This window comes from Frankiales bacterium (assembly GCA_016125335.1).
GTDB lineage: Bacteria > Actinomycetota > Actinomycetes > S36-B12 > CAIYMF01 > Longivirga.
Genome location: WGLY01000017.1, coordinates 44,300 through 59,485, shown reverse-complemented (window position 1 = coordinate 59,485; position 15,186 = coordinate 44,300). Strand labels below are relative to the sequence as shown.

At 75.5% G+C, this 15,186-nt stretch carries 10 protein-coding genes; 5 read left to right on the top strand and 5 right to left on the bottom strand.

What is annotated here, in order from left to right; all coding sequences use genetic code 11:
* Positions 1 to 58 precede the first annotated feature (58 nt).
* A complete protein-coding gene (locus GC157_10165; GenBank protein ID MBI1377830.1) occupies positions 59 to 1,354 on the bottom strand; it encodes an MFS transporter in 1,296 nt (431 codons plus the stop codon).
* A gap of 109 nt (positions 1,355 to 1,463) precedes the next feature.
* Positions 1,464 to 5,078: an AAA family ATPase gene (locus GC157_10160; GenBank protein ID MBI1377829.1), complete on the bottom strand. Its 3,615-nt coding sequence runs from the start codon at positions 5,076 to 5,078 to the stop codon at positions 1,464 to 1,466.
* On the opposite strand from GC157_10160, the gene GC157_10155 reads away from it, so the two are divergent.
* Both GC157_10155 and GC157_10150 read left to right on the top strand, forming a co-directional pair.
* Positions 5,077 to 5,766 carry a hypothetical protein gene (locus tag GC157_10155; protein ID MBI1377828.1) on the top strand — a complete coding sequence of 230 codons (690 nt, stop codon included), beginning with the start codon at positions 5,077 to 5,079 and terminating at the stop codon, positions 5,764 to 5,766. The genes GC157_10160 and GC157_10155 overlap by 2 nt on opposite strands.
* Before the next feature lie 198 nt (positions 5,767 to 5,964).
* Positions 5,965 to 6,531: a hypothetical protein gene (locus GC157_10150; GenBank protein ID MBI1377827.1), complete on the top strand. Its 567-nt coding sequence runs from the start codon at positions 5,965 to 5,967 to the stop codon at positions 6,529 to 6,531.
* Positions 6,532 to 6,571: 40 nt separating this feature from the next.
* On the opposite strand, the gene GC157_10145 is transcribed toward GC157_10150, so the two are convergent.
* The 3 genes from GC157_10145 to GC157_10135 all read right to left on the bottom strand — a co-directional run bounded on the left by GC157_10145 (position 6,572) and on the right by GC157_10135 (position 12,975).
* Positions 6,572 to 7,180, bottom strand: a complete 609-nt coding sequence (locus GC157_10145; protein ID MBI1377826.1) for a hypothetical protein — start codon at positions 7,178 to 7,180, stop codon at positions 6,572 to 6,574.
* A gap of 162 nt (positions 7,181 to 7,342) precedes the next feature.
* Positions 7,343 to 9,229 carry a DNA helicase RecQ gene (gene recQ / locus GC157_10140; GenBank protein MBI1377825.1) on the bottom strand — a complete coding sequence of 629 codons (1,887 nt, stop codon included), beginning with the start codon at positions 9,227 to 9,229 and terminating at the stop codon, positions 7,343 to 7,345.
* A gap of 101 nt (positions 9,230 to 9,330) precedes the next feature.
* The gene (locus GC157_10135; protein MBI1377824.1) at positions 9,331 to 12,975 is read right to left on the bottom strand and encodes an AAA family ATPase; all 3,645 of its coding nucleotides are present in this window, start codon (positions 12,973 to 12,975) and stop codon (positions 9,331 to 9,333) included.
* 42 nt (positions 12,976 to 13,017) lie between these two features.
* Here GC157_10135 and GC157_10130 point away from each other — a divergent pair, with 42 nt between their 5' ends.
* From GC157_10130 to GC157_10120, 3 genes are read left to right on the top strand one after another with little or no spacing between them, the layout of a single operon-like run.
* Positions 13,018 to 13,416, top strand: coding sequence for a VOC family protein (locus GC157_10130; protein MBI1377823.1), 399 nt, complete (start codon positions 13,018 to 13,020; stop codon positions 13,414 to 13,416).
* A gap of 52 nt (positions 13,417 to 13,468) precedes the next feature.
* Complete coding sequence (locus GC157_10125; GenBank protein MBI1377822.1) at positions 13,469 to 14,374, top strand: hypothetical protein; 906 nt, start codon at positions 13,469 to 13,471, stop codon at positions 14,372 to 14,374.
* 40 nt (positions 14,375 to 14,414) lie between these two features.
* On the top strand, positions 14,415 to 15,149 hold the full coding sequence (locus tag GC157_10120; GenBank protein MBI1377821.1) for a cobalamin-binding protein: 735 nt from the start codon (positions 14,415 to 14,417) through the stop codon (positions 15,147 to 15,149).
* The last annotated feature ends 37 nt before the right edge of the window (positions 15,150 to 15,186 follow it).

The following is a 15,186-nucleotide window of genomic DNA, read 5'->3' as shown; positions in this document are numbered from 1 at the left end:
CACTGGTGAAACGGCTGCTACCCGGGCCAGGAAGCGACCGTTTCACCAGTGACATCGGTCAGGGAGGGCTGGGACGGCGGTCCGCGCGGCGGGCGGCCAGCAGCAGGCCGAGCGCGGCGAGCGTGACGCCGGCGCAGCCCACCCACACGGCGCGCAGCCCCCACGACCCGACCGACCCGAGGCCGATGATCGACCCGGCGAAGATCGCGCCCACGCGCTGGGAGTTGGTGAGCATCCCCGAGGCCCTGCTCGGCCCGGCGATCCGTGCCTGGAACAGGGTGAGCCCCACGCCTGCGACCACGGCGTAGAAGGCGGCGTTGAGCACCTGGAGCGCCAGCAGCACCGGCCCGCTGGCCACGGCCGCGGCACCGAGGTAGTAGAGGACGCCGATCACCGTGGCCCCGGCGAGGAGGCGCAGGTCGTCCTGCGGGTTGCGGTAGAGCCGGGCGAGGGCGAACAGGGCGGGCACCTCGAGGGCGGCGGCGACGCCGAGCGCCGCACCGCCCCACACGGTCGGCAGGTGCAGGGTCTCGGTGACGTAGAGCGTCATCACCGACGTGCCCGCGATGTTCGCGGCCTGGAGCGCGGCGAAGGTCACCACGAGCAGCACCATCAGGGTGCGCGGCGACCGCGCCGGGTGCCCGGCCTCGACAGCCGGATCGACGTCGGGAGAGGCCCCCCGCACCACGCCCTCCTCGGCGCTCGGGGCGTCGGCGGGGAGCAGCCCGTCGGGCGCGCCCACCGGCTCCGCTCGGCCCTCGGCGTGGTGGCCGGCGTCGGCGGCGGGCAGGTTGCGCAGGCCGAAGCCGGCGACCGCGGTGAGGGCGCCGACGGCGCTCACCACGAGCAGCAGCGCGTGCGGGCCGGGCCCCGAGATCACCAGCGCCGCGACCGGCGGCCCGAGGAACCAGGCGAACGAGAACGCCGCGCGCGTGAGCACCACCTGCGACTGCGTCGCGCCGGTGCGCTTGGCGTAGCCGAAGGCCAGCGGCGTCCCCACCGCGGCCGGAGCACCGAGCAGCACCAGCGCCAGCAGCGCCGGGCCGAGCGACGGCGCGAGCCCGAGCGCGAGACCGAGCACCACCACGAGCGGGCCCGCGAGCACCACGAGCGTGCGGTAGCTCCCCCGCCGGTCGGCGAGCCGGCTGCCGGCCCACACCGTGACCAGACACGCGGCGTTGTAGACCATGAGCACGAGCGACACCTGCGCCACCGACGCGCCGTAGAGCGTCGTCAGCAGCAGCGCGAGCGAGGGCACGAGGAAGGCGAACTGAAGGCCCTGCAGCATCGCCACGACCGCGACGTCGAGGCGGTAACGGCTCGCGCCGATGGACGCGCCGGCCTCGGTGCTCATCGCCACCAGGCTATTCACGCCGTCCGGTCCCGATGTCACTGGTGGAACGGTCGCTTCCCGGCGCCGGTAGCAACCTTTTCACCAGTGACATCGCGTCCGTGGTGGGAGGTCAGCCGACGGCGGTGAGGTCGCGGGCGCGGCGCACCGCCTCGAGCCGCGAGGCCACGCCGAGCTTGGCCAGGATCGCCGACACGTGGTGCCCGACCGTCTTCTCCGACAGGTGCAGCCGGGCCGCGATCTCGGCGTTGCGCAGCCCCTCGTCGAGCAGGGCGAGGACGTCGAGCTCGCGGTCGGTGAGGCCGCCCGGGTTGGCCCGGGTGCTGGCTCGTGCGCCGCGCGGCACCTTCGCGCCGATCGAGCGCAGCTTGTCGTCGCAGCGCGCCACGAGCACGGCCGCCCCGAGCTGGTCGAAGCGCGCCCTGGCCTCGCGGATGTCCACCTCGTCGTCGCTGTCGAGCAGGGCCCAGGCCGCGGGGTAGCGCGCGCCGGCGGCGGCCCACATGTCCGACGCACGGCGGTGCTCGCCGGTGAGGCAGAGCACCTCCGGCTCGCGCATCCCCGGCGGTGGGCCGTCAAGGTGCCCGGCGCGCCAGGCGAGCAGCCCCAGGCGCGCGATCCAGTCCCGATCCCCGGCCTCGACGGCGCGCTCGTACCACGGCAGCACGAGGCGGGCCACGGCGTCGTCGTCGCCCTCGAGCAGGTGCGCCTCGCCGCGGGCCATCGCCACCGTGCCCTGGTAGTCGAGCGTCTGCGACTTCGCGATCCACGCCTGCATCTCGTCGAGCAGCTCCCACACGTCGTCGCGGTCGCCGCGTCGGGCGCCCACGAGCGCGAGCACCGAGAGCGGCTCGATCCGGCTGGCCCGGCCGGTGTTGCGCACGTAGAGCAGGTCGTGCGCCTCCGCCACGGCCTCGTCCCAGAGACCCATCTCCGCCTTGAGCGTGACCGTCGAGGCCAGCGCGCAGAGCAGGTCGCCGTTGAGGTCGTGGTCGTCGGAGTAGCGCGAGCCCTCCTCGAACGTCGCCAGCGCGTCCTCGTGGCGCAGCGTGAGCCAGTCGAGCCCGGCCACGGTCTGGTAGAGGCGCGAGGCCATCTCCACCTGGCCGTAGGCCGTGGCGTGGTCGAGCGCGGCGCGCGCCTCGGCGCGGCCCCGCTCCTCGTCGCCGAGCAGCAGCCGCACGATGGCGCCGTTGCCCCGGGCCCGCGCGACCACCGCGTGCTCGCCCACCTGCTCCGCGACCTCGAGCGCCCGCTCGAACCACGGCAGCGACTCCTGAAGGTGCGCGGTGAGCAGCAGCCGCCGCCCGCGTGCCTGCATCGCGCGGGCCAGCTGCGGCGTGGCGACGTCCTCGTCGAGCAGCGCGAACGCCTCGTCCACCAGCTCGCCGCCGCGGCTGGCGTCGCCGATCGTGTAGAGCGAGTAGTCGATCCCGATGAGCGCGTCCACGATCTCGAGGTCGCGGCCGCGGCCGCGCAGCAGCTCGATCTGCTGCGTCCACGCCTCGATCGCCTCGTCGTGCTGGTCGTTGATGCTGCACTCGCGGCCTCTCGCCGCCAGCAGCTCGATCCGGTCGTCGACGTCGAGCAGGTCGGCGTACGGCATCACCTGGCCGTACTGGTACGCCGCTTCACGGTGCGAGCCGAGCGCGGCCGCGGCGTCGCCGGCGGCCCGGGCGTACTCCACGATCGCGGCGGGATCGCCCGAGTGCACCGCGTGGTCGGCCAGCCGCGTGTAGGGCGCCGGGCTCATGGGCATGTCCCGCAGCCGCTCGAGCACCTGCCAGTGCAGCGCGCCGAGCCGCCCCGGCGAGATCCCGGAGAGCACCGCCTGGCGGATGAGCTCGTGCCGGAAGCCGTACGTCGGCGCGTCGAACCCGAGCATGCCGGCGTCGACGCACTCGTCGACGGTGAGCGCGGTGACGCCCGGCATGCCGTGCAGCAGCGACGGCTCGCAGCGCGCGCCGATGACCGCGGCCGACTCCAGCGACAGCCGGGCCTGTGCGCTGAGCCGGTGCACCCTCGCGAGGACGGCGTCCTGCACGGTGGGCGGCAGGGCGTCGCCCCCGGCGGCGATCAGCTCGGTGACGAAGAAGGCGTTGCCGCCGGTCTCGCGGTAGAGCCGCTCGGGGTCGATCTCGGTCTCGTCCGCGAGCGTGGCGACTGCCTGCACGGACAGCGGCAGCACAGGGACGCGGCTCACCGTGGCCAGCCCGCTGATGTCGCCCACCATCACCCGCAGCGGGTCCGCGGCGGCGAGCTGGTCGTCGCGGTAGGTCGCCACCACGAGCACGTCCGTGCCGCCCACGCGGCGGGCGAGGAAGCGCAGCAGGTCGAGCGTGGCGACGTCGGCCCAGTGCAGGTCCTCGACGACGAGCACCACGGGCCCGGCGGCGTCGAGTGCCTCCAGCGCCGCCTCGAACAGCCCGTCGCGCTCCCCGGACCCCAGGCGCTCGCCGACCACCGGGTCGAGGTGCGGGGCGACGTCGGCCAGCGGGCCGAGGGGGCGCGGCGACGACAGCGGGTCGCAGGCGCCCCACAGCACACGGGCGCGCTCGCCCACGGAGGCGGAGAAGGCACGGGCCAGGGCGGACTTCCCGACACCGGCCTCGCCGTGCACCAGCACGAAGCGGCCGTCCCCGGCGACGGCGTCGTCGAGGAGTCCGGTGAGGGCGGCGAGCTGGTCGGCTCTCTCGAGGAGCGCCACGGGCCCAGGGTAGGCGCGCCCCGTGGGCGCGGCGGGCAGGAACGTCGAGATGCCGATGGTCTCCAGCGACGGGTCCTGGGCCAGGATCAGCCGCTCGAGCTCCTGAAGGGCCGGGCCCGGGTCGACGCCGAGCTCCTCGGCCAGGGTCTCCCGGGCGCGCTGGTAGGAGGCGAGCGCGTCGCCCTGGCGGCCCGCCCGGTACTGCGCGGCCATGAGCAGGGCCCAGAACGACTCGCGCATCGGGTGCCACCGCACGAGCGCCTCGAGCTCGGCCACCGGCGGGGCGACGCCCGGCCGGGCCAGGTCGGCGGAGATCCGCCGTTCCAGCGCGTCGAGCCGGATCGCCGCGAGGCGCTCGGCCTCCGCCTCGAGCGGCTCGCAGCCGGCAAACTCGGCGTACGGCGTCCCGCGCCACAGGCCCAGCGCCGCGGCGAGGATCTCGCTGGCCTCCTCGGGCCGGCGGTCGAGCAGCGCGGCGCTGCCCCGGGCCAGCTCGGCCTGCAGCAGCAGGGCGTCGACGTCGTCGGGCGCGACGTCGAGCACGTAGCCGTGGCGCCCGGTGCGCACGACGTCGGCGGGCAGGTCGCGGCGCAGCCGGGCCACGTGCGACTGGAGCGTGGCCGACGCCCCCGGCGGCGCGTCCTGCCCCCACAGCCCGTCGACGAGGGTGTCGGCGCTCACCTCCCGGCCGGGCGAGAGCGCGAGCAGCGCGAGCAGCCGCCGGGGCAGCGGGCCGCGCACCTGCACGGGACGTCCGTCGTGGCTGACCTCGAGCGTGCCGAGAACCCAGATCTCCATGCCGACGACAGTAGGGAGCCTGCCCACGCGCGCGTGAGGGGAGAAATCCCCAGATTCGGGCCTTGCAGCGCCGTTGCAGCAGACCGGGGAGGCCGCCCCCTGTGCCCTCCAGCCCGCTGCCAGCGCCCTCGGCGAGCGTCGTGGCGTGCCACCGACCGGGTGGCAGCCCCCCGGACCACCGCTCCGGTCCCCGCCCCGCCCCAGCCGAGGAGAGCCCCCCATGACCACCACCCTGAGCCCCCGCACCAGCACCGCCACCGAGCCGACCACGACGCCGGCCACCACGACGTCCGGCCCCGGGCCCGTCGCCCCTGTGGCGCCCGGCACGGCGTCCTCCTCCCGTCGGCCCGGCTCGCCGGTGCCCGGGGCCGGTCACCTCACCGCCCGCTCCGCCGGCTGGATCGTGGCGGGGATCGTGGCCGTGGCCGCGACGTCCGCGGGCTTCGCGTGGGGCCAGCGGTCCGCCGAGACACCGGCCTCGGTCGGCTCCGCCGTCGTGGCACCGAGCACCACGGACGCCCAGGAGTCGCTGCACGGCTCGGGCACGTCGCTCTCGACGGGTTCCGGACAGCGCGTCGAGCTGCCGGCCGCCGAGTCGCTGCCCGCGTCGCTGGTCGCCGGCGACAGCGTGGGCATCGCCCACGGCCAGGCCGGCAGCCTCGTCTCCAGCCAGGGCCTGGCCATCGACCCGCACGCCGCGCCCGCGCCCCAGCTGGTCGCCGGCGACAGCGTCGGCATCGCGCACGGCGACGCCGGTGCGGTGACGTCGTCCACCGGCACCCGCGTGGCCACCGCCCCCACCGGCCCGCTGCCCCCGATGGCCGCGACCTCGCCGGCCGACTCGGTCGGCACCGCGCACGGCGGCGCCGGCGCGATCGCCGCCACCGACGGCACCCCGGTGCGCCGCTGACGCCCCCACCCCGCCGACGTCACTGGTGACAGGGTCGCTTCTCACGCCGGGAAGCGACCCTGCCGCCGGTGACATCGCGTCTCCGGCGGGGCGTTACGTCGTCGGGGCCGCCGTTGCTCCGTTCGGAGTCGGTCCGCAGGCCGATTCCGCCGCCGTCGTCCGCCTGCGAGGCTGGACCGCGGACGGGGGGTTGCGACGATGACGAGGGGACGGCGATCGGTCGGGGCATGGGCCTCGGCCGCGCTCGAGACCGTGCTCGGCGAGGGGCGGACGCCGCGGCTGCCGCGCGACGAGGACGCCGCACCGGCGCTCGACCCGCCGGGCAGCCTGTGCCGCTACGCGCTGCCGGGGCACGGGGCGCACCCGGTGAGCGCCGAGCGGGCCCGGTCGCTGCGGGCCGGCGGCCACGGCGACCGGATGAGCCTCGTCGGGCACCGCGTGCTCGACGCCGGCACGCTGGCGTGGTCGGACCGCTCGGTGGCCGGCGCGGACCCCACCCGGCCCGTGCTGAGGATGGAGCTGGCCCGCCAGGACGGCAGCACCGCTGGCCTGCTCACCCACCGCACCCACGCGGCCGCGGCGCTCGACGCCTGCGGCGGGGTGGGGCTGTGGTGGGTGCCGCAGTACTCGCTGCTGCTGGTGCCCTCGTGGGACCTCGACCTGCACGACGGTCCGCACCACGTGGGCGAGCCGACGAGCTGGACGAGCATCAGCGTCGCGTCCTGCGACGAGCCGTGGATCCCCTGCCCCATCGCCGCGGCCTGACCGGACCGGGCCGGCGGACCGGATCCCGGTCCCGACGCCGTCAGCCGGCGGCGCGCCACACGAGCTCGGACGGCGTCACCCGCGACAGCGGTGCGCACACCAGCACCCCGCCGGCGGTGTCGTGGGCGATCTCGCCGCGCACGTCGCAGGTGTCGCCCGCGGTCTGCGGCGCGCTGGGCACCACCCAGCTGTCGTCGCCGACGGGATTGCGCTCGGTGGAGCCCCCGCCCAGCACGGTGAGCACGAGCCCGGCCAGCAGCATCCCCACGCACACGATCAGCAGCACCCCGGCCGGGGTGCGCAGGAACGAGGGCCGTTCGGAGTACGCCGGGTCGTCGGCGTAGAAGCGCCCCGGGGGTGCCGGCCGGTCGAGCACCGGCGTCGACGTGCGCCGCGACAGCTCCAGCGCGGGATGGCGCGGCCGCGACACGGCCCCGGCCGAGCCGGACCTGGCCATGACGGGCATCCGGGTGAAGGTCTCGCGCTCCGCCGCGATCCGGCGCCGCACCGCGTCGCGGTCACGGTCGGCGTACCACCACTGCAGCCCGGTGTCCTGGTCGAGCGCCCACAGCGGCTCCCCGTCGGCCGCGACGGCGTAGACGAGGTCGCGGCCGTCGGCGAGCTCGCGCACGAAGAGGACGTCGTCCATGCGACCTCCCTCCGCGGCCGTGCCTGCGTAGTCCCACTGTGAGGCCATCGGCGCCCTGACGCACGCAGGATCGGCGCCGACTGCCCTGACCTCGCACGACGCTTGCCGCCCCTCCCAGGCCGGGACGGTCGTCACCGCGGCACGGCGCCCCCGCGGTACGGGTCAGCCGGCGAGCAGGTCGAGGAGGCGCCCGCCGTAGCGCTCGACCTTCACCGGGCCGATGCCGTTGACGGCGAGCAGCGCCTGCTCGTCGCGCGGGCGGGAGGCGACCAGCTCCCACAGCGTGCGGTCGGGCAGCACGACGTAGGCCGGCACCCCCTCGGCGTCGGCGAGCTCGCGGCGCAGCGTGCGCAGCCGCTCGAACAGCGCGCGGTCCTCGTCGGTGGCCTCCACCGGGGCCGCCGGCCCCCGCGAGGACGACCGCGAGCCGCGCACCCGCGGCGCCGGGGCCGTGGGACGCCGCAGCTGCACGGTCTCGGTGCCCTCGAGCACCGGCCGGGCGGCCTCGGTGACGATGAGCGCCCCCATCCGCTCAGGGTCCGGCACGAGCAGCCCGCGGGCCACCAGCTGCCGCACCACGCCGCGCCACTCGGCCTCGCCGACGTCGGCGCCGACCCCGAACGTGGGCAGCTCGTCGTGGTGCCAGCTCGCCACCTTGTCGGTGCGCTTGCCGCGCAGGACGTCGATCACGTGGCCGGCGCCGAAGCGCTGCCCCGTGCGGATCACCGCGGAGAGCACCTTCTGGGTGGGCACCGTGGCGTCGTAGAGCTCCGGCGGGGTGAGGCACGTGTCGCAGTTGCCGCAGTCGCCTGACTCCTCCCCGAAGTAGGCGAGCAGCACGCGGCGCCGGCACGTGGCGGCCTCGGCGTAGCCGAGCATCGCGTCGAGCTTCATCCGGTCCACGCGCTGGTGCTCGGGCGAGGCGCCGCCGCCGGCGATGAACGACCGCTGCTGCACGACGTCGGCCAGGCCGTAGGCCATCCACGCCACCGACGGCTCGCCGTCGCGCCCGGCCCGGCCGGTCTCCTGGTAGTAGCCCTCGAGGCTCTTGGGCAGGTCGACGTGGGCGACGAAGCGCACGTCCGGCTTGTCGATGCCCATGCCGAACGCGATGGTGGCCACCACGACGACGCCGTCCTCGCGGCGGAACCGCTGCTGCACGCGGGTGCGCTCCTCGGCGCCGAGCCCCGCGTGGTAGGCGACGGCGTCGAAACCCTTGCCGCGCAGCAGCTCCGCGAACTCCTCGGTGCGCTTGCGCGACTGGCAGTAGACGATGCCCGTCGAGCCGCGCAGCGAGGCGCCGTCGTCGCCCTGCTCGAGGAAGCGCAGCAGCTGCGCGCGGGCGTCGGCCTTCTCCTCGACCAGGTAGCGGATGTTGGGCCGGTCGAAGCTGGTGACGAACTCCTGCGCCCCGGTCAGCCGCAGGCGCTCGTGGATCTCGGCGCGCGTGAGCGCGTCGGCGGTGGCGGTGAGGGCGATGCGCGGCACACCCGGGAACCGGTCGGTGATCTCCGCGAGGCGCAGGTACTCGGGCCGGAAGTCGTGGCCCCACTGCGACACGCAGTGCGCCTCGTCGATCGCGAACAGCGCGATGCCCGACGTCGCCGCGACGCGCTCGAGCACCTCGAGGAAGGAGGGCACCATGAGCCGCTCGGGCGCGACGTAGAGCAGGTCGAGCCTGCCCTCGGCCAGGGCCCTGCGGACCTCCGCGACCTCGGCGGCGCTGGACGTGGAGTTCCAGTACGCCGCGCGGACGCCGATGAGGCGCAGCGCCTCCACCTGGTCGTGCATGAGCGCGATGAGCGGCGACACCACGATGCCGACGCCGGGGCGCAGCAGCGCGGGCAGCTGGTAGCACAGCGACTTGCCGCCGCCCGTGGGCATGAGCACGACGGAGTCGTGGCCGGCCACGGTGCGCTCGACGATCGCCTGCTGCGCGCCGCGGAACGCCGAGAAGCCGAAGACGTCGTGCAGCACCCGCAGCGCCTCGGCGCGCCGACCGTCGTCGACCACCCGAGGGTCGTCGGCGCTGCGCTGCTGCCCGTCCATGTCCCGACGACCCTAGCCGCTGCTCCCGACGCGGCCGGCGGGGCGCCCGGGCGGTCGGCGCCGGCTCGCGGCCGGCTGCCGGTCCCCGGGCCGGACGACGCTCACGCCCGGCCGGCCTGCGCGGCGTCGAGCAGCCGTAGCAGCGCCACGGCGCGGATGGCGGCGAGGAAATCCCGCGCCTGCGCCACGTGCGACGGCGCGACGTCGTCCGGGGCGGTGTGCAGCGCGCAGATCACCGCGTTCGCGTGGTCGAGGTGCAGCTCGGCGGCGCTCCAGGCGTCCAGCGCCGCGCCGGTGAGGGCGCCGGCGTCCGCGCGACCCTCGACCGCGGCGACCGCGGCCCGGCCCGAGGACCGCACCAGGTGGACCCACGCGCCGCGCAGGCCCGGGGTCGCGTCCAGGGCGGCCCTGATGGAGACCGCGTCCCGCAGCGCAGCACCCGCCTGCACGGCCACCCACAGCGACGACGACGCGTTGCCACCGGACGGGTCCAGCGCGAGGGACTCGGCCGCGGCGTCGCGGGCCCCGGCGGCGTCGCCGGCCAGGTAGCGGCACAGGCCGAGGACCCGGGAGTACCACGTGCGCATCATGACCAGGATCGACGGCTCGGCCCGGTGCGCCTCGATCTCGGCGAGCAGCCGGAGGGCACCGGGCGGGTCGCCCCGCTGGGCCAGCAGCATCGCGCGGCTGAGCGCCAAGCCCTCCGCCTCGTCGACGACGCCGGACGAGAGCGCCTCGGACTGCGCGAGCGCCTCCTCGGCCGTGTCGAACTCGCCGAGGTCGGCCGCGCCCTCGGCGACGTTGCTCAGCGCCAGGGCCTCGCCCTGACGGATCCCCGCGACCCGGAGCAGCCGCGCGCTCTCCAGCATGGCGGCGAGCGCGGCCTTCGGGTCGTCCTCGTTGGTGGCGACGCCATGCTGCATCAGCGCACGGGCGAGCGAGGCGGCGCTGCCGCTGCGCCGCGCCAGCTCCAGGGTCGCCTCCTCGTACAGCTGCGACTCGAGGTGCCGCCCGGCCATGTGCAGCGCGAACGCCCGCCCGCTGAGCACGTCGCGCAGCACGAGGTCGTCCTCGACGTCCACGCTCTGCACGAGCACGAGCGCGCGCTCGGAGTACTCCAGTGCCTGGGCGTGCTCGGCCGCGTGCGCGTGACCCGCACCCACGCTGGCCAGGCAGAGGGCGCGCTCGACGACGGCGTCCTCGGGCAGGCGCCGCTCGACGTCGAGCAGCAGGTCGGTGATCTCGAAGGTGTTGCTGCCGAGGGAGCCGACGCTGTAGACGAGCAGGGCCTCGTCGACGGGTCGCCCCAGGGCCTGGTAGTCCGCGCAGGCGGCGCGCAGGTGACCGAGGCAGGTCTCGACCTCGCCGGCGGCGAACGCGCTGCGCACGGCCCGGTCGAGCACCTTCACCCGCTCCTCGGCGTCGGAGACGAGGGTGAGCGCCTGCTCGGCATACGCGAGGGCCTGCTCCGGCGCGCCGAGCGACGACGCGCGCTCGCTCGCGCGCAGCAGCCACGCCGACGCGCGGCCCGCGATCTCCTCCGCGTCGGCCGCACCCGGCTCGGCGCGGTAGGCCTCGAGCCAGTGGCTGGCCACCACGCCGGACAGCTCCTCGTCGCCGATGCCCTCGAGCCAGCGCGCGACCGCCACGTGCTTCGCGCGGCGGGCCGCCTTCGACAGCGTCGAGTACGACACCTCCTGGATCACGGCCTGCACGAAGCGGTACTGGCCGCGCTCGGCGGATCGGGGGTCGACGTCCTGGTCGAGCACCTCCTTGCGGACGAGGTTGCGCAGCAGCGGCTCGACCTCGGACGTGGCGCGGCCCGACACGGCGGAGACGGCGCCCACGGTGAAGCTGTGCCCGGCGACCGCGGCGTCCTGCACGAGCGCGCGCTCCTCGTCCGGGAGGCCGTCGAGGCGCGCGGCCACCAGCGCGTGCAGGGTCTCGGGGATGTCGATCTCGTCGCCGAGGTCGCCGACGGCGACGTAGGACTCGCCCGTCTGCTCGAGCACGCCCCTGCTGGCCAGCATGCGCACGGTCTCGACCGCGTACATGGGCACGCCCTCGGCGCGGGCCACGAGCCGGCGCATCCCCTCGGCGGGCAGCCCGTCGACGTAGCCCTCCACCATCGCCTCGATCTCGCCGTCGGCGAGCCGGTCGAGGTGCAGCGTGGTGGAGGTGCGGACGCCGGAGCCCCAGGCGGCACGCCGGTCCGCGAGCTCCGGGCGCGCGAGGGTGAGGACCAGGATGGGCGACGAGCGGCTCCACTCCAGGAGGGACTCCACGAAGTCGAGCAGGCCGGCGTCGGCCCAGTGGAGGTCCTCGAAGACGAGCACCACCGTGCCCTGGTCTGCCACGTGCTCGAAGAACCGGCGCCAGGCCCCGAACATCTCGTCGCGGTCGCCGGCCGCGCCGTCGAGGCCGATGAGCTGCTGGAGGCGCGGCTCGATCCAGCGGCGCTCCTCCTCGTCCGGCACCAGCCAGGCCAGCGTCTCGGCGAGGTTGGCGCGCGCGGTGGCGTCGTCGTCGGTGTCGGCGATGCGCGCGCGGCTGCGCACCATCTCGGCCAGCGCCCAGAAGGTGACGCCGTCGCCGTAGCTGGGGCAGCGCCCCTGGTGCCACAGGAAGGTCTCGGTCAGCCCGTCGAGGTACTTCTGCAGCTCCCACACCAGGCGGGACTTGCCGATGCCGGCGACGCCGGTGACGTGCAGGAGGCGCGGGCGGCCCTCGCGCCCGGTCGCGTGCAGCAGCTCCTTGGCCAGCCGCAGCTCCTCGTCGCGCCCGCGGAACGGCGGCTCCGGCGCGGCACCGCGGTTGGAGCCGCGCATCTCGCTGATCACCCGGACGGCGCGCCATGCACGGACCGGCTCGGCCTTTCCCTTCAGGCTGAGCGGCTCGACGGGGACGCAGGCGATCGACTCCCCCACGGAGCGGTAGGTGCGGTCGCCCACGAGCACGGTGCCGGGCTCGGCCGCGCTCTGCAGGCGTGACGCCGTGTTCACCAGGTCGCCGGTGACGATGCCCTGGTCGACCGCACCCACGACGGCGACCGCCTCGCCGGTGAGCACCCCGGCCCGGGCGTCGATCGGCGTCCCGACGCTGGCCCCGAGGGCGCGGACACGGTCGACGATCTCCAGCGCCGACCGCACGGCGCGCTCGGCGTCGTCCTCGTGCGCGACGGGTGTCCCCCACACCGCCATCACGGCGTCGCCGATGAACTTCTCGACGCGCCCGCCATGGCGGGCCACGGCGTCGGAGGCGGCGTCGAAGTACCGCGTCAGCATCGCGCGGACCTCCTCGGCGTCGCGCCCCTCCGAGTAGGAGGTGAAGCCGACGAGGTCGACGAACAGCACCGAGACCAGCCGCCGTTCCGTGGCCGAGCTGTCCGTGTCGGTGCGGGTGACGGTCGGATCCCGCGGGGCCGCCGCGGCGGTCGCGGGGGCGGTGGACGAGGTGAGCACCGAGCCGCACTCGCCGCAGAACTTGTCGTCCGGGGCGTTGGCCGAGCCGCACGCGGGGCAGGCCAGGGCGAGGCGGGCTCCGCACTCCTTGCAGAACTTGCGGCCGACGTCGTTGACGACGCCGCACGCGGCACAGGCCATGGCTGCCTCCCCTTGCGGCGAGGGTAGTGCGTGCACGCGGCCGGCACGGTCCACTCGGACGCGTGGCCTGGCGCGTCCGGTGCGCGGAGCGGGGCCCGCGGGCACTGTCGGAGGGCGCTGCTGGGATGACAGCCTGAACGTCATGACCCTCGGCGCTCGGCCGCCGGGTCGAGGAGAGGAGATCCCATGGGCCGGGTGGTGCACTTCGAGATCCAGGTCGACGACATGGATCGCGCGAAGGAGTTCTACGGCAGCGTCTTCGGCTGGCAGTTCCAGGACTGGAGCAGCTCGGTCGGCGGCGCCGTCTACTGGGGCGCGATCACCGGCCCCGACGACGAGATGGGCATCAACGGCGGGCTGCTCATGCGCCCGGCGGCCACCCCCGGCCCGATGCAGGGCACCAACGCCTATGTGTGCACGATGGCCGTCGACGACTACGACGCCACCGAGAAGAAGATCCTCGACGCCGGCGGCGTGGTCGCGCTGCCCAAGATGGCGCTCACCGGGATGGCGTGGCAGGGCTACTACCTCGACACCGAGGGCAACACCTTCGGCATCCACCAGCCCGACCCCGAGGCGAAGTAGCGGCTGTGCCCGTGCAGCGGCCCGCCCCGCCCCGGCCGACGGTGGTCGCGTCGTGACCGCCGTCGGCTACGACCAGGTCGAGCACCTGGTGCGGATCCCGGTGGAGGTCGACGGCGTCGGGCCGCTGCCCTTCCTGGTCGACACCGGCATCGGCGTCTCCGTCGTCTCGCCCGTGGTGGCCGAGCGGCTCGGCCTCGAGCCGACCGGCGAGCAGCACACGGGGCGGCGCATGTCCGGTCAGGCGGTCACCACGCCGCTGGTGCGCCTGCCCGCGCTCTCGGTGGGCGGCCACGCGATCACCGGGCAGGTGGCCGGCTCGATCGACCTGGGCATCCCGCCGGACGTCGCGGTCGGGATCCTCGGCCTGCGCGCGCTCCCCCGCTTCGTGCTCGACGCCGGTGAGCGCACGCTCACCGTGCTGGCCGGCGACGACCCGCTCTCCTGGCCGCCGGACGACCACCGGGACGCGGCCGCCACCGCGGACGTCGAGCCCGCCGCGGACGGCGCGGGGGCGGGCCCCGCCGCCGCGGCGCGGGGCTGGGCGAGCGTGCCGCTGCACGTGGAGGACGACGGCCCCTCCACGGACCCGTTCGTCGACCTCGAGCTGCCCAGCGGGCGCGTGGTGAGGGTGGAGGTGGACACCGGGTCCGAGGCGCTGATCCTCGACACCCGGTTCCTGCCCGACTGCGGCATCGACCCGGACACCGTCGAGTTCGTCTCGGGCACCGACCAGACCGGGGCACCGTGGCGGCGGCACATCGCCGACATCGCGGGAGCCGTCGCGCTGGCGGGAGCCCCCGGCACCCGGCAGGAGTCCCCTCGCGTGATCTTCCAGGAGATCATCCACGACGGCCTGGTGGGCACGGCCTTCCTGCTGCGCACGGCGCTGGCCGTGGACGTCCCGGGCCGGCGTCTCGCGCTGCGGGTGCCGGCGTCCGGCGCCGAGCCGGACGCCTAGGGTCGCGGGTGTGACCGCGTACGACGACCTCGGGCAGGCGATGGAGCTCGCCCGCCCCGTGCGGCGGATCGTGTCGCTCGTGCCGTCGCTGACGGAGGCGCTCGCGGCCACCGTGCCGCAGCTGCTCGTAGGCGCCACCGACTGGTGCACGTACCCGCCCGGCCTCGACGTCGCGCGGGTGCGGGGCACGAAGAACCCGAACCGTGCCGCGATCGAGCGGCTCGAGCCGGACCTCGTCGTGGCCAACATGGAGGAGAACCGCGAGCTCGACGTGCGCCGGCTCCGCGATGCCGGCGTCACCGTGTGGGTGACCCGGATCGAGACCGTCGCGGACGCGTTCGCCTCGATGTCGCGGCTGCTCACCGAGGCGGTCGGTGTCGAGGAGCCCGCGTGGCTGGCGCAGGCGCGCGCGCTGTGGGACGCACCCGTGCAGCCGCTCGGGCTGCGGGTCGCCGTGCCCGTGTGGCGCGACCCCTGGTTCGTCGTTGGCGCCCGCACGTTCGCCGACGACGTGCTGCGGCGGATCGGCGTCGTCAACGTGTTCGGCGACTCGGCCGAGCGCTACCCGAAGGTCGACGTGGCCGCACTCACCTCGCGCGACGTCGACCTCGTGCTCCTGCCCGACGAGCCCTACGTGTTCACCCCGGACGACGGCCCCGACGCCGTCGCCGTGCGCACCGCGCTCGTCCCGGGCCGCGCCCTCACCTGGTACGGCCCCTCGCTGCTCACCGCCCGCGAGGAGCTGCTCGCCCCCATCCGCGCCGCCCTGGCCTGAGCCCGCCGGGTGAGCCCGCACGTTACTGCCCGAAAGC

What these genes read in the sequence shown, in the direction of transcription:
- recQ (MBI1377825.1), bottom strand. Translation starts at nt 9,229, where the DNA reads ATGGACGGGCAGCAGCGCAGCGCCGACGACCCTCGGGTGGTCGACGAC.
- GC157_10155 (MBI1377828.1), top strand. Translation starts at nt 5,077, where the DNA reads ATGACCACCACCCTGAGCCCCCGCACCAGCACCGCCACCGAGCCGACC.
- GC157_10145 (MBI1377826.1), bottom strand. Translation starts at nt 7,180, where the DNA reads ATGGACGACGTCCTCTTCGTGCGCGAGCTCGCCGACGGCCGCGACCTC.
- GC157_10160 (MBI1377829.1), bottom strand. Translation starts at nt 5,078, where the DNA reads ATGGGGGGCTCTCCTCGGCTGGGGCGGGGCGGGGACCGGAGCGGTGGT.
- GC157_10130 (MBI1377823.1), top strand. Translation starts at nt 13,018, where the DNA reads ATGGGCCGGGTGGTGCACTTCGAGATCCAGGTCGACGACATGGATCGC.
- GC157_10165 (MBI1377830.1), bottom strand. Translation starts at nt 1,354, where the DNA reads ATGAGCACCGAGGCCGGCGCGTCCATCGGCGCGAGCCGTTACCGCCTC.
- GC157_10135 (MBI1377824.1), bottom strand. Translation starts at nt 12,975, where the DNA reads ATGACGTTCAGGCTGTCATCCCAGCAGCGCCCTCCGACAGTGCCCGCG.
- GC157_10120 (MBI1377821.1), top strand. Translation starts at nt 14,415, where the DNA reads ATGGAGCTCGCCCGCCCCGTGCGGCGGATCGTGTCGCTCGTGCCGTCG.
- GC157_10150 (MBI1377827.1), top strand. Translation starts at nt 5,965, where the DNA reads ATGACGAGGGGACGGCGATCGGTCGGGGCATGGGCCTCGGCCGCGCTC.